Raw genomic sequence first — 18800 nt, forward strand, 5'->3', positions numbered from 1 at the left:
GTCTCGGGCCAGTCGCGTGAACCGCCTGCCAGCCGTCGCCGCGCCGCTCCTAGACTCGAGTCGTGCCGCGCTACACCTCACCGCTTCCGTCGAACCTCACCGATGCCCAGCGCGTCGTGTACGACACGATCGCAGGCGGACCGCGCGCGAGCACGCCGCTCGTGCCCGTCGTCGACGACGACGGCAGACTCCTCGGGCCCTTCGGCCTCATGACGATCGTCCCTTCGATCGGCGACGCCGTGCAGGGCGTGGGCGCGGCGATCCGATTCCGCGGAACCCTCGCCGCGCTCGTTCGCGAGACGGCGATCCTCACCGTCGCGGCGCACTTCCGCTGCGACTTCGAGTGGTTCGCCCATCGTGCGGCGGGCGCGGACGCGGGGCTCGACGGCGATCAGCTCGAGGCGATCCGCACGGCCGCACCGGCGGATCTCCCGCCCGACGCGGCGCACGCGCGAGCCGTCGTGCAGGCGATCCTGCGCCGCGGGCGGCTCGACGATGCGGACTACGCGCGCGCCGTCGAAGCGTTCGGCGAGACGGGACTTGCGGAGCTCGTGTGGCTCAGCGGCTATTACTCGATGCTCGCGATGGCGCTAGGGACGTTCGACCCTGCCGTTCCCGACGTGGTGCAGGGTCAGTTCGACGGCTCGCCGTGAGCGAGTCGGCCGCTACGCGGCGACCGCGATCTCGCCCCACAGCGACGCCAGCGATTCCTCCAGAGACTCGGCTCCTGCACCCGCGGTGGCGACGTAGCCGTCGGGGCGTACGAGCACCCAATCCGCTCCAGATGCCGCGAGCCAGTCGGTGAACCGGCGGTCGGCCTCCACGAGATCCCCCTCTGACGGCGCAGACCCCCTGGGGCGGATGACGGCCGTCGCGGCGCCCAGCCGTCGCAGCGCGGCGGCGACGTCGGCCCCCACGTCGATGGCCGCGGGTGAGAGCAGCGCGAAACGGAAGCCGAGCACGTCGTCGAGCAGACGACCATCCCGGTTCGCGATGCGCGGCTGCACCGCGATCGTCCCCGCGAGCGGATGATCGCCGACGAAGGCCGTGACTGCCGGCTGGAAGGGTGGTGGCGTCTCGATCTGCGCCGCCAGCACCCGGTCGCGTGCAGCAGCCTTCACGGGATCGGTCTCGCACACGAGGAGTCCGACCTCCATCGACTGACGGATGAACGCGAGGACGTGCGGGCGGCGGCTGCGGGTGTATGCGTCGAGAAACGCGACCGGTGCCGAGCCGCGCAGCACGAGATCGAGCATCCAGGCGAGGGTCGCGGCATCCCTCATCCCGCTCACCATCCCCTGCCCCATGAACGGAGGCATGAGATGCGCGGCATCCCCCGCCAGCATCACGCGCCCTGAGCGGAACGTGTCGGCGACGAGCGAGCGGAACGTATAGGCGGCGGATCGCAGCAGATCGGCCGTCGAGGGATCGACCCAGCGGCTCAGCGTGGGCCACACCGCCTCGGGAGCGGCAGCCTGGACGGGATCGGCGCCGGGCGAGAGCATGAACTCCCAGCGGTAGTGCCGACCGCCGAGCCACGCCATGTGCCGCGGCTGCGCAGGATCGAGCACCTGCCCCGTATCGGGCACATCGGGAAGCGACCGTCCCTCGTGCACCTCGACGTCGTTGACGACCCACGTCGCCTCGAATCCGAGGTCCTCCTCGCCGATCCCGAGCGCGCGACGGACAAAGCTGTTCGCCCCGTCTGCGCCGATCGCGAACGTCGCGCGCACCGTCTCGGTCCCTGGGGAGCCGGGCGCGCCGACTGTCAGCACGACCTCCTGGGCCGTGCTCTCGATTGTCCTGACCTCGACACCCTGGCGGATTCGGACACCCGGCGTCGATGTGGCGGCCCGATCGAAGATGCCCTCGATGTCGGGCTGGAAGAAGTGATATGACGCCTCCCACCCCGTCGGCGTCCGCCAGCCGCGCGGCAGGTCGGAAAGGACCGAGAGGTCGGCGCGCAGCAGCAGGTACTCGCGCGCAGGGACGATCGCCTCGTGGACGGCGTCAGCGATCCCCATGGCCTGCAGGATCCGCATGGCCTCGTGGTCGAGGTGACACGCCCGCGGCAGGGGGTAGAGCTCCGGCTGCCGGTCGAACGCGACAACGCGCCACCCGAGCCGGCCGAGAAGGATCGCGAGCGACTGCCCGACGGGGCCGTAGCCGACGATCGCGACATCGGCGTCGGTCATCGCTCGCTCCGGTAGGAGACCGGCTCGTGCGCAGCGACGATCGTCGAGCGCAGGCTCCCGAGGCCCTCGATCGACGCGACGACTTCGTCGCCCGGCTTCAGAAATGGGAACCGGTCGACGCCGTAGGTCTGACTGAGCTCGTTGATGCAGCCCGTGCCGCACGTGCCAGAGCCGATGACGTCGCCCGCGCGCACCTCCGTGCCGCGACTGGCATACGCCACCATCTCGCCGAACGAGTAGTGGACGTCCGACCAGTTCGCGCGCGAGTACTCGACGCCGTTGACGCTGCACGTCATGGTGCGATCGAAGCCGGTCGTCGTGCGATACGTCTCGAGCTCGTCCTTGGTCACGAGCCAGGGTCCGAGCGAGGTCGCCGTGTCCTTGCCCTTCACGGGACCCATCGACAGCAGCATCTCCTTGCGCTGCACGTCTCGGCCGCTCCAGTCGTTGAGCACGGCGTACGCGATGACGCAGTCCTCGCCCTCCTCGGGGGTGAGGTCGCTTCCGCCCTTTCCGAGGATCGCGGCGACCTCGAGCTCGAAGTCGAACCGCTCAGCCGTCGGCGTCATCGGCACATCGCCGTCGCCGCGGAAGGCGTACGGGTTCGAGAAGTAGAACACCGGGAGCTCGTACCAGAGCGGATCCATCTCGAGTCCGCGCCAGGCGCGGCCGGCCTTGACGTGCTGCTCGAACGCGTAGAAGTCGCGGAAGGTCGGGGGCGTCGCGATCGGCGAAAGCGCCGCCGTCCGCTCGGCACGGATGGCAGCTCCGCAGCGCAGCGCCTCGTCGCCTGCCGAGAGCAGCGCGTCCTCACCCTGCTGCACGAGCGGAAGCAGGTCGTCGTATCCGGGGATGACGCGGTGCACGTCGCCGTCGACGACGCCGATCCCCACGCCGTCGTCCCCGATGAATCGAACGAACTTCATGTACTGGCTCCTTGTCTCAGCGCTTCGTCGTCGGCGCGATACCGTGATCGCGGAATCCCTGGGCCAGGAACCCCGTCGTCGTGCTCCACTCGTTCCACCACACGGCCCCGTCCTCCCACTCGACCGGCGGGCGGTCGTCGTCGAAGATGTGCTCCATGTCGGTGTAGAGCTCGACGACGGCGCCCGTGTGCTCGACGTAATAGCAGGCGACGTTCTGGCCGGCGCCGTGGCGGACGGGCGACTGCAGCAGTTCGCGGCCCCGCGCATGCAGGCGGTCGCCGAGCTTCACGAGGTCCACGACGGACTGTGTCTCCCACGCGTGGTGGTGGAGCGTTCCGCGACCCTGGAGCAGCGCGATGCCGTGGTGCTCGTCGTTGCAGCGCAGGAAGTATCCGCGCGAGCCGCCCGTGCCGATCACGTCGGACACGCGGAAGTCGAGCACGCGCGTCAGGAACTCGACCATGCCCCGGTGGTCCCGCGGATGGTAGTTGAAGTGCCCGTACCGCTTCGGCCCGAAGCCCGTCGGCTGCACGGGGCCGAGGCCCGTGCGAAGGAGCACCTCGTACGCGAAACCCTCCGGTCCCACGAAGCTGAAACCGTCCTCGGCACCCTCGGTCGCTGGGCGATCGCCGATGATCGCGAGCCCCTCGGACTCGACGCGTCGCCGTACCTCGCACAGGGCGTCGCCGCTCGGCGCGATGAGGCCCAGGAGGTCGATGCTGTCCTCGCCGCCGGCGACATAGGTCAGCTCAGGCCGAGAGCCCGCCGCCGCGAGGTGCACGCGATCGCCCGTCCGGCCGACCTCGTGCAGTCCGAGGATCTCGACCTGCTCTCGCACGGACGCCTCGATGTCGGTCGTACGGATCGTCACCGGACCCATCTCGGAGATCACTCCCCAGGCCACTGTCGTCTCGCTCTCTCGAGCCCGCACGCACGGGCATCGCTCGGGAACACGTTCGGGAACCGCACGGTCAGCCGGCCGCTCCGGCATCGGCGAACGGGTACGGCTTGGGCTCGGGCCACCACGGGTAGGCCTTCTTCTCGGCGCTCATCGTGTGGCGGAGCGTTCCGACCCCTTCGAGGGTCAGTTCGACGACGTCGCCGGGCGAGAGCTCGCGACCGAGCTCGATCGACGAGCCGTTGCCCATCGTGCCGGAGGCGATGAGGTCGCCCGGCTGCAGGCTGTCTGCGACCGAGACGTAGGCGACGAGCTCGGCGGGCGACCACACCATGTTCTCGGCACGGCACTGCGACCACACCTCGCCATTTATGCGCACGGATCCGGTCAGGCCCTCGATGGAACCGATCTCGTCCATCGTCGTGATCCAGGGCCCGATGCCGAAGGCGAAGTCTTTGCCGTGCTGCGGCCCCATGCCGATCGCGATCTCGACGAGCTGCACGTCGCGCGCACTGAAGTCGTTGAAGATCGTGACTCCGAAGATGTGGTCGAACGACTCGTCGGGCGTGAGGTCACTGCCCGGCTTGCCGATGACGTAGCCGATCTCCAGCTCGTAGTCGATCCATGAGCTGAACGACGGATAGGGCACCTCCGCACCAGGACCGTAGATCGAGCCCGTCGAGCCCTTGAAGTAGCCAGGCATGCGGTAGATGCTCGGATTCGGCAGAGCATTCGCGGCTCGCCGCGAGTAATTGACGATGTGGTCCTGGAACGTCAGCCCGTCCCGGATCATGGGCGGATCCAGCGGCGCCACCCAGTCGACCGCGTCGAGCGGGATCGATGCGTCATCGGCTGCGGCGAGCGCCACGTGCGCGGCGTCGAGGAACAGCGGTCCCGCGGCGATGGCCGCCGACATGCTCGACGGGAAGACGGCCCTCGCGAGGCGCCGGGCTCCGGCATCCCACGCTCCTCGCCTTCTCTGGACGAGGGCGAACGCGCGTGCGAGGTCGACGACACGGTCGCCGGCGAGGTCCACCGCGACGATGCGCTCGTCGGGTCCGTCGGGGGTGGCGGAGCTGATGCGGCCGAGCTTCATTGCTGTCCTTCCGATCGGGCGAAACGGAGAGCGCCCATCGCGAGGGGCGCCGATCCTGCGACGAGCGCGACGCGGTCGCCGATCGCCACGTCGAGCGCATCGTCGCCGACGATGTTGGCCAGCACCGTGGGTCCGTCGTCGAGGCTCACGTACGCCAACACGTACGGCGAGGCATCGGCGAACGCGGGCACGCCCCGGTGCACGATGGAGAACGAGTAGACGTCGCCGCTGCCGGAGAGCGTCCGCTCCGCCTCCACCGTCGTGAGGCACGCAGGGCAGATCGGCTTCGGGAACCAGACGTGGCGGTCGCACACCGCGCACCACGGCAACGTCACACGGCCCCGGGCGAGCTCGCTCCAGAAGCGCGACGTGTCGGCGGTGACGGCCACCTCGAGATACGGCAGCGCGCGAGGCATCAGGCATCCCCTCTCTGCAGGATCGCGGTGGCCCCCGCGGCGCGTGTGCCCATCGACATGCCGCTGCCGTGCACGACCGCGAACTCGGCGTCGCGGACCTGGACCGCGGGCCTCGCCTCACCACGGAGCTGACGCACCGCCTCGAGCATGCGTGCCATGCCGCCACGGCGGTCGGGGTGGCTGCTGCACAGACCTCCGCCGTCGGTGTTGATCGGGATGCGCCCGTCGGGCGCGATGAGCTGCCCGTCGGCGATGAGCCGTCCGCCTTGGCCGGGCTCGAAGAATCCGAGACCCTCGAGGTTGACGAGCGCCGTGATCGTGAACGAGTCGTAGACCGACACGTAGTCGACGTCGGCGACCGAGATGCCCGCCGTCTCTAACGCGCGCCTTCCCGTCGTCGCCGAGATCGATGTCGCGAGATCGTACGAGCCGTTGCGCGAGTGGGTGATCGCCTCCTCCGTCGCGAGGATCTTCGGGCCTCCCGAGCCGCGCTCCTTCGCCGTCTCCTCCGAGACGACGACGATCGCGCCGCCCCCGTCGGTGGTGACACAGCAGTCCAGCCGGTGCAGGGGCTCCGCGATCCACGGCGAGTCGAGCACCTCCTCGACTGTGACGGGTGTCCGCAGGAGCGCGTTCGGATTGTGCTGCGCGTGCACGGATGCCGCGACCTTGATGCCCGCGAGCGTCTCCGGCGTCGTCCCGTACTGGTGCATGTGACGCCGCGCGACCATCGCGTACTCGGGCACCGTGAACGATCCGTGCGCGATCTCGAACGGATCCGCCGAGGCGCCCACGGGCATGGAGTCGAGCCCCTGAAGCGGGAGCCCGCCGTGGATGACGAGCACCGCGCGGCATCGTCCCTCCTGCACCGCTCTCGCGGCGCGCCCCGCGCCCGAGACGTACGTCGACCCGCCCGTGTCGGTGCTGTCGATGAAACGCAGCCCGTTGAGCCCGAGGGTCTCGGCCATGCTCGGCGCCCATCCGGGCACCGTCGACACGACGAGACCGTCGATGTCGTCGGTCGTCATGCCGGCATCGCGCAGCGCGCCCGCCATGATCTCCAGGTAGAGGCGGTCGAGCGTGTATCCCGGAAGCTTCCGCGCCGGGTGCTCGTATGCGCCGATGATGCGGGCAGGATGCCGTGCCTTCAGCACCGTCATGCGTCGGGCTCCGGCCACTCGAGAGGCGCTTCCGTGGCCTCTTCGAGCAGTGCGCGCGTCACGCCGGGAGCACGCTCGATCACACGGAAGGCGGCACCTGCGGGCTCGAAGACGCCGAGGTCGGTGTAGACGCGGGTCGTGACGCCGGCGCCGGTGAGCGGGAGCTCGCACCGGACGCGCATCTTCGACTCGCCGCCCTTCCCACGGTGCAGCAGCAGCACCCACACCTCTTTCGCGCCCTGCACGAGGTCCATCGCGCCGCCGACCCCCGGCGTGCGGCCCGGCGCGGCCCAGTTCGCGAGGTCGCCGTTGCACGCGACCTCCATGCCGCCCAGCAGCGAGTAGTCGAGATGCCCGCCGCGCATGATCGCGAACGAGAGTGCGGAGTCGAACGTCGAGGCCCCGAGTACGAGCGTGATATGGCGCTTGCCTGCGTCGACGATGTCGGCATCCTCCTCTCCTTCTGCGGCTCCCGGGCCTGCGCCGATGATCCCGTTCTCGGAGTGGATGTAGATCTCCGCCTCGGGCTCGACGAAGTCCGCGACGAGCTGCGGGATCCCGATGCCGAGGTTGACGAACGAACCTGAGCGCAGATCTCGGCGGGCGCGCTCTGCGACTCCCTCGCGACTCCAGCCCGCGCCGTCGGCGGCGAGGAGCCCGGCCGCCTCGCCCCCGATCGCGGGGCTCATCGCGCCGCTCCCTCGCTCAAGACGACGTGGTCCACGAAGAGCCCGGGCAGATGCACATCGTCGGGCTCGATGTCGCCCACCTCGACGAACTCCTCTGTCTCGACGATCGCAACCTTCGCCGCCATGGCGACGGCGGGATTGAAATTGCGCGCAGCGAGGCGGAACTGGAGATTGCCGAGGCGATCCGCGCGGTGCGCCTTCACGAACGCGAAGTCGACGTGCAGCGCGTACTCGAGCACCATGAGGCGCCCGTCGATCTCGCGCGTCTCCTTCGGCGCCATGAACGCAACGGGATGTCCGTCGGCGTCGTAGCGCGACGGGTAGGTTCCGTCTGCGAGGCTCGTCTTGACGGACGTCGCCGTGTAGAACGCGCCGATTCCTGCACCGGCCGCGCGGAGTCGCTCGACCATCGTGCCCTGTGGCAGCAGCTCGATCTCGGCGCGACCCGTCATGAGCTGCTCCGTGAACACGGGAGCTATCGGGAACGAGCCCACGAACTTGCGCACGCGACCCTCGCGGGCCAGCCGGCCGCCGCCGCGATCCTCGCCGCCGATGTTGTTGGAGACGATAGTGAGGTCGCGCCGATCCGCTTCGCACAGGGCGTCGCACAGGGTGAGGGGCAGTCCCGCGTACCCGAAGCCGCCGATCGCGAGCGTCGCGCCGTCCGGGATCTGCGCGACGACGGAGCCGATGTCGTCGGTGAACTTGTCGATGACGGGCACGGGCTATGCCTTCTTTCCGGCAGACGCGAGCCTGCGGTCTCTCGTGCGCAGCAGGATCGTCTTCCCGAGTCGCTTGACGGGTGGCCAGATGCCGGTCGGCGCGGCGCGCACGAGAACGATGAGAAGCGCACCCTGGATGATCAGGGAAAGCGCCGCGAAGTCCTCGAGCTGCTTCTGCAGAAGCCAGTAGACGACGAAGACGCCCATGACGGGACCTGTCACCGTGCCCACACCGCCGACCGTGGCCATGAGCAGGGCGCCGATCGTCCAACTCATCGCGAACGAGTTCGCAGGCGTCGCCGATCCGTCCTGAAGCGCGAGCACTCCGCCCGCGAGACCCGTGAGCACCGACGAGAGGACGAACACGATGAGATAGCTGCTCTTGACTGCGACCCCGAGCGTCTTGGCTGCCGCCTCGTTGTCGCGGATCGCCTGGAGGCGCAGTCCGAACCGCGACACCGACAGGTACACGACCGCCAGCACGGTCACGGCCGCGACCGCGATGGCGAGAGCCGCTGTCGTTCGCGGATCCGGGAGGGCGGCTGTCGGCATGGGGACCCCCATGCTGCGGCCGAACACGCCGAGATTCGACGCGATTGCATGCAGCGCGAGCAGCGCCGCGAACGAGCCGATGGCAAAGTAGTCGGCGCGCAGCCGCAGGAGCGGAATCGACAGAAGATAGCCGACCACGAGCATCGCGGGGACGACGAGGAGGAGTGCCGCCCACCATGGCCAGCCGAGGTTCGCGACGGCCATCGCGACCGTGTACGCGCCTGCTCCCACGAAGGCGGATGTTCCGAGCGAGATGAGCCCCGCGAAGCCGGCGAGGAGGTTCCACGCGTGCGCGACGGCGATCAGGAGCGCGATGCGCGCTGCCGTGTCGACGAGCGACAGCTTCGCGCCGCCGAGCACGACTCCCATGAGCACGGCGGCGATGACGACCACGACGACCGGCGGCGCGATGGTTCGCGTGCGCCGATAGAGAGGTGTCACGCGCTCCTCCCAGGTGCGCACGGTGCCCGTGGGCGTCAGAGGCCCGGATCGAGTCAGCATTGTCATGCCCTCACCCCCTTCGTCGGAAAGATGCCCTGGGGCCGGAGTGCGAGCACGACGAGGAAGAGCACGTAGACGACGATGTTCTGGAAGCCGCCACCGAGCCACACGTTGAGCAGCGACGTGAGCACGCCGACAAGGAGCGAGGCGACGAGGGTTCCGATGACGTTCCCCACGCCGCCGAGCACGACGACGACCATGCCCGCGAGCAGAATCGCCTGGCCGCTGGCCGGCCCGAAGCCGGACGAGACGCCGATGACGACGCCACCGATCGCGGCGACCCCTGCGCACACCGCCATGACCCACGCGAACAGACGGTTCACGTCGATGCCCTGCGTCTGTGCGGTCACGGGATCGGCCGCAGCGGCGCGCACGGCCGCTCCCACCCGCGTGCGGTGCAACACGAGCCAGATCGCGAGAGTGAGCGCCACCGCGACGAGGAAGGCGATGAGGTAGATCGCCCGCACGCGCACGCCGGGCAGCAGGTCGACCCCGGCCGAGCCGACATCGGAGGCGAGCGCACGCGAGTCATTCGTGAAGAACTGCACGAAGACGCCCTGCAGCACGAGCGAGAGGCCGAACGAGGCCACGAGCGGTCCGTCCGCGCCCCCGCGCTCGAGCAAGGGCGTGAACAGGCCGCGCTGCACGATGTAGCCGACGAGCATCGCGACTGCGATGGTCACGGGAATGGCGGCGAGGAGAGGCATCGACATCACCTGCGTGAGCAGGAACGCGACGTAAGCGGATCCCACGATGAACTCGCCGTGCGCCAGGTTGATGAGCCTGAGCACGCCGATCAGCAGTGACAGGCCGAGAGCGATGATCGCCGTCAGTCCGCCCGTGAGAGCGCCGTTGACGATGGTCTGCAGGAGCATCCGCCCACCACCTCCTTTCCGTGTGGTCGACCCGGACTCAGCCCGCGAGTCCCGGCGGCGGCGTGACGAGTGCGGTGCCGATGTTCGGGAACACCTGAACGGGCGTCATGTCCTCGGCGGTCGTGCCGGTCCACTGCCACGTGTAGACGGGGATCTCCGAGACGTTCTCGTCGGTGAAATGCACCGGACCCGAGACCGTGTCGACCGTCAGCGTCGGGATCACGTCGTTGACGGCGGCAGGATCCGTCGAGCCTGCCGCCTCGATCGCGGCGGCGTAGAACTGCACGAGGGCGTAGTAGTGCGCACCCTGGGCGATGAGCGGCACGGGGGCTCCGGCATCCGTCATGTACGCGTCGAGCTCCTCCGCACCCTCGCCACGATCCTCCACGCCCCACGTGCCCGTGCCGAGCGCGCCCACGCCGAGCGTGCCCGCGATGCCCGGCCACAGCGCGCCGTCGGCCGACTTGGGGAACTGCGCGATCTTCGGGGCGAACTGCTGCGCCTTGAACTCCTTGATGAGGTTTCCGCCGTCGACGGGGAACGTGATCGCGATCGCGATGTCGGCGCCGGATGCCTTGGCCTCGGTCACGGCGGCCGAGAAGTCCGTCGTGTTCAGGGGGAACGTGGCGTCCGCGACGATCTCGAATCCGTTCGTCTCCAGTTCGGCGACGTACGTGTCGTGCTGCGTCACGCCGTCGTTCGACGTGTCGGAGAACAGGGCGACCTTCTTGTTGCTGTCGGCGGCCACCATGCCCGCGACGGCGGTCTCGGCCTGCGTCTTCTCGCTCGAGAAGAGGTTCCAGGCATACGTCCAGCCCGAGGGGTTCGCGGCGCGGAATCCGTCGATGGGCGACGAGCTGATGAAGTAGGGGATGCTGTACTGCTCCGCGATGGCGGCACCCGCCACCGAGAACTCCGTGATGACCGGGCCGAACAGGGCATCCACCTCGTCCTCGAGGATGAGGGAGCGGGTCTGGTCCGTAACGGTCGGCACTTCGGAGCGGTTGTCGATGACCTTGAGCTCGAGGGGGCGGCTCGTGCCGTCGACGTGGACACCTCCAGCCTCGTTGATGTCGTCGACGGCCTTCTGCGCCGCCGTGACCATGTACTCGCTGCCCGGCCCGATCGGGCCGCTCAGCTGCAGGCTCCAGCCGATCGTGATCGGGTCATCGGAGGAACCGGTGGCCGCGTCTCCTGCACAGCCCGCGAGGGCGAACAGGGACGTCGTCGCGACCACAGCCATTGTGATCTTTGCGATGCGCATAGCACTCTTCTCTCGTTGCGAGTTCGTCGGTTTCGGGTGGGATGCGTGCCGACTCACGCGGTGTTGCGTTGCCTTGTGGCGGAGCCGAAGTACACGTCGTCGAGTACTCGGGGATCCTTGAGCGGGGCGGGGTCGCCGGCGTACGAGACGGCTCCGCGGTCGATGACGTAGGCGATGTCGGCAATGGCGAGACTCCGCTGCACGTGCTGCTCGATGACGGCGAGGGCGACGCCGCGAGCGACGACGCGCTGGAGCCCCTCGTACAGCGCGTCGATGACGACCGGCGCGAGGCCGAGCGACACCTCGTCGCACACGAGGCACTTCGGATCGCTCATCAGCGCGCGCCCGACCGCGAGCATCTGCTGCTGTCCGCCCGACAGTGCGCCGCCGCGACGGATCATGAGATCCGCGAGCTGCGGGAAGGTCTCGAGGACGGCGTCCAGCCGCCGCTCGATCTCGGGCCTGCGGACCCCGAGACCCGTCGACAGGAGGAGGTTCTCGCGCACCGTCAGCGCGGGAAGGATGCGGCGCCCCTCAGGCACGACAGCGATGCCCGCGGCTGCACGTCGATGGGCCCGCATCCGGTCGACCCGCACTCCGTCCAGCGTGATGGTTCCGCCGCGCAGCACAGACACACCGGAGATGGCGTTCGCGAGCGTCGTCTTCCCTGCGCCGTTCGCGCCGAGGATCGCGCTGATCTTGCCGGGGCGCAGTTCGAGCGAGACGCCGTGCACCGCCTCGATCATGCCGTAGCCGGCTCGCACGTCGGTCAACACGAGCCCGCGGCCCTTGTCCTCCGGCGCGACGTCGTCGAACGCCGGAACGTGGGCCGGACCCTCGCCGGTGTGACCGGCTCCCATGTACACCTCACGCACCTGGGGGTCTTCCGCGACCCCGCGTGGGGTCCCATCGGCGATGAGCTTGCCCCAGTCGAGCACCACGACCCGTGACGCGAGCTGGGCGACAACGGCCTCGATGTGCTCGACGAGCACGATGGTCGGCCCATCCGTGCGGATCCGGTCGACGAGCGAGATGACCGCGTCCAGCTCGGACCCCGTGAGTCCCGCGCACACCTCGTCGAGCAGGAGCAGCGACGGCTTGGTCGCGACCGCTCGGGCGAGCTCGAGCCGCTTGAGGTCGAGGATCTGAAGCGCCTTCGCTGGGCGGTGCGCCTTTCCGGCGAGCCCGCACAGCTGCAGTACTTCGTCCACCCACTCATCGGCGCGCGGAATGCGGTGCTCGACCGCCCCGACGCGCACGTTGTCACGCACCGAGAGTCCACGGAACGGCTGCGGCACCTGGTGCGCGTAGCCGACACCGGCGTGCGACGCCTTCGCCGCGCCCATGCCCGAGATCTGCCGGTCGTCGAGCGCGATGACACCTGTCGTCGGTCGTTCGACGCCCGCGATCATCTTGAGCAGGGTCGTCTTGCCGGCGCCGTTGGGGCCGATGATCGCAGTCGTCGTTCCGGCGGCCAGCTCGAGGTCGACGCCGTCCACGGCAGCGACCGCGCCGAAGGCCTTCGAGACCTTCTGCACACTCAGGGCTGCGGGTCCCGCGGCGCGACTGGCGATCATTCTGCTGCTCCGGACCGACAGGATCACTCGGTGACGGTGTTGGTGAGCACGCCGATGCCGCTCACTTCGACCTCGACCACGTCACCGACCCTGACGAAGCCCTTGGGGTCCATGGCCGCACCGACGCCGCTGGGCGTGCCCGCGGCGATGATGTCACCGGGCTCGAGCGGAGTGAAGGTGCTGACGTACTCGATCAGCTCCTCGACCGAGAAGAGCGCCTCACCGAGCAGGACGTGCTGGCGCACCTCTCCGTTGACGCGCGTCTCGAGCACACGCGAGTTGATGTCGCCGGTCTCATCCTTGCTCACGATCCACGGTCCGATCGCTCCCGAACGGAAGAAGTTCTTGCCCGGCACCCACTGCGGCGTGTGCATCTGCCAGTCGCGAACCGATCCATCGTTGTAGGCGGCATAGCCCCAGACGTAGTCGAGCGCCTCCGCTTTCGGGACGTTGTGGGCGCGCTTTCCGATGACCACCGCGAGTTCGCCTTCGTAGTCGAACAAGTCGCTCACGGTCGGCTTGACGATGGGCTCGCCGCTGGCGACGTGGCTGTCGGGGAACCGGCTGAAGATGACAGGCCATTGCGGCCGGTCGGGCGAGAGCCCGCCCTCGGCGCGGTGCAGCGGGAAGTTGACTCCCGCGCAGAGCACCTTGCCGAGCTCGACCGGCACTTCGAGTGTCACGTCCGAGAGGGGGATGGTCGGCAGCCCCTCCAGGGACGTCAGCGAGTCGGTGCCCTGTGCGAGCAGTTCTCGCACGGTCGTGGCGATGAGACCCGGCACCTCCGCGTGGTCCACGATTCCGTTCGCGGTCACGAATCCGAAGGACACGGCGTCCTGATAGCGATAGCGGGCGATGCGCATGGTGTCTCTCCGTCTGTCGGCACTGACTGGCTAGTGCCCCAGCGTTCCGTCACAGTTCACAAATGTCAAGTGATTTTTTAAAATCTCCGTCGTGAAGATCCGCCTTCCTGCTACGCTCCCCTCACGATCGGGCGCGAAACCCGGGAATGGAACGAAGATGGTCAAGACCGCTGACGCCCAGTCACTCGCGGCCAACGTGTACGCACGGCTGCGAACGGCGATCATGGGCGGTCGCTACGGATCGGGCGCGCGGCTCCTGCCCTCGGAGCTCGCCAAGGAGTACGACGTGTCACCGACCGTCGTCCGCGAAGCGCTCATGAGGCTCGCCGAGCAGCGCCTCGCGGTCGCGACGCCGAATCGCGGCTTCCACGTCGTCAACATGACGCTCGTCGATATGCACGATCTTGTCGAGACGCGTCTCATCAACGAAGTCGCGGCATTGCGTCTGTCCGTGGAATTGGGGGACGTCGCCTGGGAGGCGGCAGTCATCGCGGCCTACCACGAGATGGCGGCGTACGAACTCGACAGCGAGGTGTGGTTCGACCGGCACCGCGCATTTCACGTCGCACTTCTGACCGGGTGCGGCAACGCTCGCCTGCTGTCGCTGTGCCAAGATCTCATCGAGGTCGGCGACCTGTACCTCCGGTGGTCGCGCCAGCTGGCGACCGGGACTCCTGTCAACGTCGATTGGGCGGAGCGCGTGCTGCCGGGCGAGCACAACGCCATCATGGATGCCGCACTCGCTCGTGACGCCGATCTCGCAGCAGCCCAGTATCAGGCGCACGTCCGCCGCACGGAGACACTCGCCGCGCGCGCAATAGCCAATGCGCGAGGCGAGTGATTTTGAAAAATAGCTTGCAGAATCTTCACTGCGGACGCAGGATGGCATCGGCGCGGCTCGCGTCGCGCCGGCTACAAGGAGGTAGACGTCACATGGGCGCATTCGGCACGGTCACGAACGTCGGGTACCTGACGATTCGGACGAGGGATCTCAGTGCATCGATAAAGGAGGCGGAAGAGACGTTGGGGCTCCGGCTGGTCGAGAACTCCGGCACCAAGGCATTCCTCGCGGCGGCCGACACCCACCACGAAGTCGTCTATCTGCAGGACGAGACCGACTCGATCGATCACTTCGCCGTCAGCGTCGACAACCTCGAGGAGCTGGCGGCGATCCGAGCGAAGGTCGACGAGCGCCAGTACCCGATCGTCTCCGCAGGACCGATCGAGGACTACGTCGAGCACGGTTTCGCGTTCGTCGGTCCGGAGGGCTTCACCTGGCAGCCGTATGTCGCGCTGCCGTGGCGCGACACCTCTCTCACCGGAGGCTACGGGCCCCAGCGCTACGGCCACATCAACTACCGCGTGCTCGATACCGTCGCACAGGTCAAGTTCCTCGTGGAGGTCTTCGGCCTGCGCGTATCCGACATGGTGGGTGACGGCGAGCTGTACTTCCTGCGCTGCAGCCCCGAGCATCATGGCATCGCCGTCGGCCGGAGCCACCTCGTCGGCCTGCATCATCATGCGTGGGCGACGCAGTCCATCGCAGATCTCGGGCGTCTCGGCGACCGCCTCGCACGCCAGGGCCGACGCCTCGTCCACGGTCCTCTGCGGCACGGTGCGGGCAACAACATCGCCGCGTACTTCCAGGAGCCCAGCGGCGGCATCGTCGAGGTGTACTGCGACATGGAGCTCATCTTCGACAGGGATCGCCCGATGCGGACATGGGACATCGAGGACCTCTACTGGGTGAATCAGTGGGACGGCCTCATGAACGCAGCCATCCTCGACTTCAACACGCCGGTCTTCGAGCGTGAGATCGCGCGCGTCTGAGTCGTCGGCGCGCCCCCAACCGCCTGTCCACGCGGCCAGGCGCATCCCCCTCGTTCTTCGACGCTGAGGAGTAGAGCACATGGTCGACGAGACCGAGCGATTCGACGTGGCCGTCGTCGGCGCCGGCCCGACGGGAATGACAGCGGCGCTGCTGCTCGCCCAGCGCGGACACAGCGTCGTGATCCTGGAGCGCCACCCCAAGCCCTATCCGCTGCCACGCGCAGTCGGCTTCGACGGCGAGACGGCGCGGACGTTCCAGGATCTCGGAATCATCGACGACATGCTCGCGGTGAGCCAGTCCGACACCGGGGGGTACTACTGGCGCAACGCCGACGGGGAGCTGCTCCTCTATGTCGACATCACCCGCCGCGCCCCAACGGGGTGGTCGACGCTCAACATCTTCTCGCAGCCGCAGGCGGAGGAAGTCATGCGCGAGGCCGTCGCCAAGCAGCCTCTCATCAGCATGCGTCCCGGCGTGGAAGTCGTCGATGTCGTCGACGGACCTGACGGAGCGACGGTCCTCTCCCGCTCCCAGCGGGGGAACGGGGGCCGCATCGAGCTGGGCCCCGGTCTCGCGCCGATCTTCGCCCGTTACGTCGTGGGCGCAGACGGCGCACGCAGTCTTGTGCGCACGCGCATCCAGACCGACGAGACCGATCTCGGGTTCTTCTACGACTGGTTCGTCGTCGACATCATCCCCCACGAGGAGCGCGAGTGGCCGCCGGGCGGTCTGCAGGTGTGCGATCCCGCGGGACCCGCGTCGGTCATTCCCGGAGGTCCGGGGCGTCGTCGCTGGGAGTTCCTCCTGACGCCCGGCACGGATCATGCGGCCGTCAACACCGACGACGAGGCGTGGCGGCGCGTTGCGGAATGGGGCGTCACGCCGGAGAACGCGACCCTTGAGCGCCGCGCCATCTACCGTTTCCAGGCTCGCTGGGCACACAGCTGGAACCGCGGGCATCTGCTCATCGCGGGCGATGCGGCCCACCTCATGCCGCCGTTCGCCGGGCAGGGCATGAACTCGGGTCTGCGCGACGCCGTCAACGCGGCGTGGAAGCTCGATCTCGTCCTCTCCGGCCGATCGCCGCAGTCCCTGCTGGACACGTACACGGAAGAGCGCGCGCGCCACGTTCAGTACGCCATTCGCTACTCCATCGCGCTGGGCGCCATCATCTGCATCACCGACCCTGTCGAAGCCGCCGAGCGCGATCGCCGGATGCTGGCGGGTGCTGGCGAGGCGGAGAAGGTCCTGCCTCCTCTCCCCGACCCCACCTTCGAGTCGGGCATCGTGCGTCGCAATGCCGACGGCGGCACTTCGGCTCCGGCAGGGCATTGCGCTCCGCAGTTCGAAGTGTCGGTGAACGGAGAGCCCGCACGGAAGTTCGACGACGTGTTCGGTCGTCCCGCAGCCCTCATCTCGGCAGCGCCGCTCGCTCACCACCTGAGCGACGCAAACCGTGCCATGCTCCAGGGCCTCGGCTATCCGCTCGTCGATCTGGCCGACGCCGCCGCAGAGATCGTCGATGTGACCGGCGGCTACGCCGACGATCTGCGCGCACTGGGCGTCGCGGCGGTGCTCGTGCGCCCCGACGGCTACTACTTCGGCACCGCATCGACGCCAGACGACATCGACGCCCTCGTCGCCGACTTCACCGCACAGCTCGGGCTCGTGCCCGCCGTCGTCCGCTGAAAGGACACTCATGACGATCGAGTTCGCCGACATCGACGGCCGCGAGGTCGCCTATCGCCTCGTCGGGAGCAGGACCGGGATGCCCGTCGTGCTGACGTCCGGGGGGCGGACCTCGATGGACGCGCCCGGCCTGCCGCAGCTTGCCGACGCCCTGGCCGCCCGCGGCTACCGCGTGCTGCTGTGGGACAGACCCAACTGCGGTCGCTCTCACGTGCGCTTCGAGGGACGCAGCGAGTCCCACATGCGCGCCGACGTCCTGGCGGGGCTGATCCGCCACCTCGATCTCGGCCCGTCAGCCATCGCCGGCGGAGCGGGCGGCGGGCGCGACTCGGCCGTGTTCGCGACGCAGTACCCGGAGTTGACCGCGCATCTGCTCCTCTGGTACCTCGTCGGCGGCGTGTACGGGCCGCTCTACCTCGCGTCCGTCTACATGCTCCCGAGCCTGCACGCCGTCCGGAAGGGCGGCATCCCGGGCCTTCTCGAGATGCGCGAGTGGCAGGAGCGGATCGAGATGAACCCCGGCAACCGTGCGCTGCTTGAATCCCTCGACCCCGATAGGTTCGTCGCCCTCATGCTCCGCTGGCTCAACGCTTTCGTACCGAAGCCAGGCCAGACGATCCCCGGGGTCGACGACCATGAGCTCGAGGCGATCACCGCACCGACGCTCATCATCCGTGGGGGCGAGAACGACATCGACCACCCGAAGCGAACGTCGCTGGAGGTTCATAGCGTGATCCGCTCTTCGACGGTGGTAGACCCGCCCTGGCCCGAAGATGCGTGGGAGCGCGCTTTCGCCGGCGAATACCCCTTCTTCTCGACCTGGCCTCTCGCCGCCCCGCTCTTCGACGACTTCCTGAGCGGGCGACCTGTCGCGCCCTCGAGGCTCGAGCCGATCGCGACTGCGTGGGAGTCCGCCGGATCGCGCTTCACGCCGCCCGCGGGCTTCATCTCGTCGCCGGACGCGACGCCGGCGACCGTGTGGTAGCGGCGTATTGTGCACGTCGGCGATCAAGCCGGCGGGCATTGCGCGTTGGACCACGGCACCCGGGGCGCTATGCCCGCGACTCGCCGCCGATTCGGTCAAGCAGTTCGATGAGAGTGCGAATCTCGGTCGCCTGAAGCGGAGCGAAGACCTCCCGCTGAATCTGCAGCATGACAGCGTGGAGGCGCCGCCAAGCGTGGAGGCCTTCCGGGGACATCTGCACGGTCACGATGCGCGCGTTGGCACTGCTCGGAGTGCGGGTGAGCAGGCCACGCTGTTCGAGTCGTCGGACGGTATGGGTCACGTCGCGTGGGTCGAGCGAGGCCGCCCGCCCGATCTCTGCCTGGCTGAGATGGGCAGCAGCCACAACGGCAGCGAGCACACGGTACTCGTAGCCGGTGAACCCGGCTTCACCGAGCCGGCGGTGGAGGATGCGGTGCGAACTGGCAGCCGCTCGCGACAGGCTCCACGTCGGCAAAGATTTCAGCGGCTGAGGCTCGGTCATCTCGTGCTCCTTGTTGGTCTCACCAAGACTCTACTAATGTTGGTGCCACCAATATCCAA

Annotated in this window: 19 protein-coding genes; 5 read left to right on the forward strand and 14 right to left on the reverse strand. The window is 68.5% G+C overall.

Annotation, left to right across the window (positions count from 1 at the left end; all coding sequences use genetic code 11):
- Window positions 1-62 precede the first annotated feature (62 nt).
- A complete protein-coding gene (locus tag FHS08_RS04045) occupies window positions 63-653 on the forward strand; it encodes a carboxymuconolactone decarboxylase family protein (protein WP_167035682.1) in 591 nt (196 codons plus the stop codon).
- A 12-nt stretch (window positions 654-665) separates the two neighbouring features.
- On the opposite strand, the gene FHS08_RS04050 is transcribed toward FHS08_RS04045, so the two are convergent.
- The 13 genes from FHS08_RS04050 to FHS08_RS04110 all read right to left on the reverse strand — a co-directional run bounded on the left by FHS08_RS04050 (window position 666) and on the right by FHS08_RS04110 (window position 13734).
- Window positions 666-2195 (reverse strand): bifunctional 3-(3-hydroxy-phenyl)propionate/3-hydroxycinnamic acid hydroxylase, encoded by a 1530-nt coding sequence (locus FHS08_RS04050; RefSeq protein ID WP_167035684.1) that lies wholly within the window; start codon window positions 2193-2195, stop codon window positions 666-668.
- Window positions 2192-3121 (reverse strand): fumarylacetoacetate hydrolase family protein, encoded by a 930-nt coding sequence (locus FHS08_RS04055; protein ID WP_167035686.1) that lies wholly within the window; start codon window positions 3119-3121, stop codon window positions 2192-2194. Before FHS08_RS04055 ends, FHS08_RS04050 begins: the two co-directional genes overlap by 4 nt.
- Window positions 3122-3137: 16 nt before the next feature.
- Window positions 3138-3992 carry a VOC family protein gene (locus tag FHS08_RS17070; protein WP_167035688.1) on the reverse strand — a complete coding sequence of 285 codons (855 nt, stop codon included), beginning with the start codon at window positions 3990-3992 and terminating at the stop codon, window positions 3138-3140.
- A gap of 100 nt (window positions 3993-4092) precedes the next feature.
- Window positions 4093-5115 (reverse strand): fumarylacetoacetate hydrolase family protein, encoded by a 1023-nt coding sequence (locus FHS08_RS04065; protein WP_167035690.1) that lies wholly within the window; start codon window positions 5113-5115, stop codon window positions 4093-4095.
- On the reverse strand, window positions 5112-5531 hold the full coding sequence (locus FHS08_RS04070) for a Zn-ribbon domain-containing OB-fold protein (protein WP_208382199.1): 420 nt from the start codon (window positions 5529-5531) through the stop codon (window positions 5112-5114). Before FHS08_RS04070 ends, FHS08_RS04065 begins: the two co-directional genes overlap by 4 nt.
- Window positions 5531-6691, reverse strand: coding sequence for a thiolase C-terminal domain-containing protein (locus FHS08_RS04075; protein WP_167035692.1), 1161 nt, complete (start codon window positions 6689-6691; stop codon window positions 5531-5533). The genes FHS08_RS04070 and FHS08_RS04075 overlap by 1 nt, the downstream gene beginning before the upstream one ends.
- Window positions 6688-7380 (reverse strand): 3-oxoacid CoA-transferase subunit B, encoded by a 693-nt coding sequence (locus FHS08_RS04080; protein WP_167035694.1) that lies wholly within the window; start codon window positions 7378-7380, stop codon window positions 6688-6690. Before FHS08_RS04080 ends, FHS08_RS04075 begins: the two co-directional genes overlap by 4 nt.
- The gene (locus FHS08_RS04085; protein WP_208382200.1) at window positions 7377-8102 is read right to left on the reverse strand and encodes a 3-oxoacid CoA-transferase subunit A; all 726 of its coding nucleotides are present in this window, start codon (window positions 8100-8102) and stop codon (window positions 7377-7379) included. Before FHS08_RS04085 ends, FHS08_RS04080 begins: the two co-directional genes overlap by 4 nt.
- A 3-nt stretch (window positions 8103-8105) precedes the next feature.
- On the reverse strand, window positions 8106-9095 hold the full coding sequence (locus tag FHS08_RS04090; protein WP_167035696.1) for an ABC transporter permease subunit: 990 nt from the start codon (window positions 9093-9095) through the stop codon (window positions 8106-8108).
- 62 nt (window positions 9096-9157) lie between these two features.
- On the reverse strand, window positions 9158-10030 hold the full coding sequence (locus FHS08_RS04095) for a branched-chain amino acid ABC transporter permease (protein WP_167035698.1): 873 nt from the start codon (window positions 10028-10030) through the stop codon (window positions 9158-9160).
- A 37-nt stretch (window positions 10031-10067) separates the two neighbouring features.
- Window positions 10068-11273: an ABC transporter substrate-binding protein gene (locus tag FHS08_RS04100; protein ID WP_167035700.1), complete on the reverse strand. Its 1206-nt coding sequence runs from the start codon at window positions 11271-11273 to the stop codon at window positions 10068-10070.
- Window positions 11274-11347: 74 nt separating this feature from the next.
- Window positions 11348-12871 carry an ATP-binding cassette domain-containing protein gene (locus FHS08_RS04105; protein ID WP_167035702.1) on the reverse strand — a complete coding sequence of 508 codons (1524 nt, stop codon included), beginning with the start codon at window positions 12869-12871 and terminating at the stop codon, window positions 11348-11350.
- Window positions 12872-12894: 23 nt separating this feature from the next.
- Window positions 12895-13734 carry a fumarylacetoacetate hydrolase family protein gene (locus FHS08_RS04110; RefSeq protein WP_167035704.1) on the reverse strand — a complete coding sequence of 280 codons (840 nt, stop codon included), beginning with the start codon at window positions 13732-13734 and terminating at the stop codon, window positions 12895-12897.
- 157 nt (window positions 13735-13891) lie between these two features.
- On the opposite strand from FHS08_RS04110, the gene FHS08_RS04115 reads away from it, so the two are divergent.
- The 4 genes from FHS08_RS04115 (at window position 13892) to FHS08_RS04130 (ending at window position 18239) form a co-directional block, all read left to right on the forward strand.
- Complete coding sequence (locus FHS08_RS04115; protein WP_167035706.1) at window positions 13892-14575, forward strand: GntR family transcriptional regulator; 684 nt, start codon at window positions 13892-13894, stop codon at window positions 14573-14575.
- A 92-nt stretch (window positions 14576-14667) separates the two neighbouring features.
- A complete protein-coding gene (locus FHS08_RS04120; RefSeq protein WP_167035708.1) occupies window positions 14668-15564 on the forward strand; it encodes a VOC family protein in 897 nt (298 codons plus the stop codon).
- 79 nt (window positions 15565-15643) lie between these two features.
- Window positions 15644-17254: a bifunctional 3-(3-hydroxy-phenyl)propionate/3-hydroxycinnamic acid hydroxylase MhpA gene (gene mhpA, locus FHS08_RS04125; RefSeq protein WP_167035710.1), complete on the forward strand. Its 1611-nt coding sequence runs from the start codon at window positions 15644-15646 to the stop codon at window positions 17252-17254.
- A gap of 10 nt (window positions 17255-17264) precedes the next feature.
- The gene (locus FHS08_RS04130) at window positions 17265-18239 is read left to right on the forward strand and encodes an alpha/beta fold hydrolase (protein ID WP_208382201.1); all 975 of its coding nucleotides are present in this window, start codon (window positions 17265-17267) and stop codon (window positions 18237-18239) included.
- Between the two features lie 67 nt (window positions 18240-18306).
- On the opposite strand, the gene FHS08_RS04135 is transcribed toward FHS08_RS04130, so the two are convergent.
- Entirely contained in the window at window positions 18307-18741 is a 435-nt protein-coding gene (locus tag FHS08_RS04135) for a MarR family winged helix-turn-helix transcriptional regulator (protein WP_167035712.1), read from the reverse strand.
- Window positions 18742-18800 lie beyond the last annotated feature (59 nt).

Source organism: Microbacterium ulmi (assembly GCF_011759705.1).
Classification (GTDB): domain Bacteria; phylum Actinomycetota; class Actinomycetes; order Actinomycetales; family Microbacteriaceae; genus Microbacterium; species Microbacterium ulmi.

What these genes read in the sequence shown, in the direction of transcription:
- FHS08_RS04050 (WP_167035684.1), bottom strand. Translation starts at nt 2,195, where the DNA reads ATGACCGACGCCGATGTCGCGATCGTCGGCTACGGCCCCGTCGGGCAG.
- FHS08_RS04055 (WP_167035686.1), bottom strand. Translation starts at nt 3,121, where the DNA reads ATGAAGTTCGTTCGATTCATCGGGGACGACGGCGTGGGGATCGGCGTC.
- FHS08_RS04065 (WP_167035690.1), bottom strand. Translation starts at nt 5,115, where the DNA reads ATGAAGCTCGGCCGCATCAGCTCCGCCACCCCCGACGGACCCGACGAG.
- FHS08_RS04070 (WP_208382199.1), bottom strand. Translation starts at nt 5,531, where the DNA reads ATGCCTCGCGCGCTGCCGTATCTCGAGGTGGCCGTCACCGCCGACACG.
- FHS08_RS04075 (WP_167035692.1), bottom strand. Translation starts at nt 6,691, where the DNA reads ATGACGGTGCTGAAGGCACGGCATCCTGCCCGCATCATCGGCGCATAC.
- FHS08_RS04080 (WP_167035694.1), bottom strand. Translation starts at nt 7,380, where the DNA reads ATGAGCCCCGCGATCGGGGGCGAGGCGGCCGGGCTCCTCGCCGCCGAC.
- FHS08_RS04095 (WP_167035698.1), bottom strand. Translation starts at nt 10,030, where the DNA reads ATGCTCCTGCAGACCATCGTCAACGGCGCTCTCACGGGCGGACTGACG.
- FHS08_RS04100 (WP_167035700.1), bottom strand. Translation starts at nt 11,273, where the DNA reads ATGGCTGTGGTCGCGACGACGTCCCTGTTCGCCCTCGCGGGCTGTGCA.
- FHS08_RS04105 (WP_167035702.1), bottom strand. Translation starts at nt 12,871, where the DNA reads ATGATCGCCAGTCGCGCCGCGGGACCCGCAGCCCTGAGTGTGCAGAAG.
- FHS08_RS04110 (WP_167035704.1), bottom strand. Translation starts at nt 13,734, where the DNA reads ATGCGCATCGCCCGCTATCGCTATCAGGACGCCGTGTCCTTCGGATTC.
- FHS08_RS04115 (WP_167035706.1), top strand. Translation starts at nt 13,892, where the DNA reads ATGGTCAAGACCGCTGACGCCCAGTCACTCGCGGCCAACGTGTACGCA.
- FHS08_RS04120 (WP_167035708.1), top strand. Translation starts at nt 14,668, where the DNA reads ATGGGCGCATTCGGCACGGTCACGAACGTCGGGTACCTGACGATTCGG.
- mhpA (WP_167035710.1), top strand. Translation starts at nt 15,644, where the DNA reads ATGGTCGACGAGACCGAGCGATTCGACGTGGCCGTCGTCGGCGCCGGC.
- FHS08_RS04130 (WP_208382201.1), top strand. Translation starts at nt 17,265, where the DNA reads ATGACGATCGAGTTCGCCGACATCGACGGCCGCGAGGTCGCCTATCGC.
- FHS08_RS04135 (WP_167035712.1), bottom strand. Translation starts at nt 18,741, where the DNA reads ATGACCGAGCCTCAGCCGCTGAAATCTTTGCCGACGTGGAGCCTGTCG.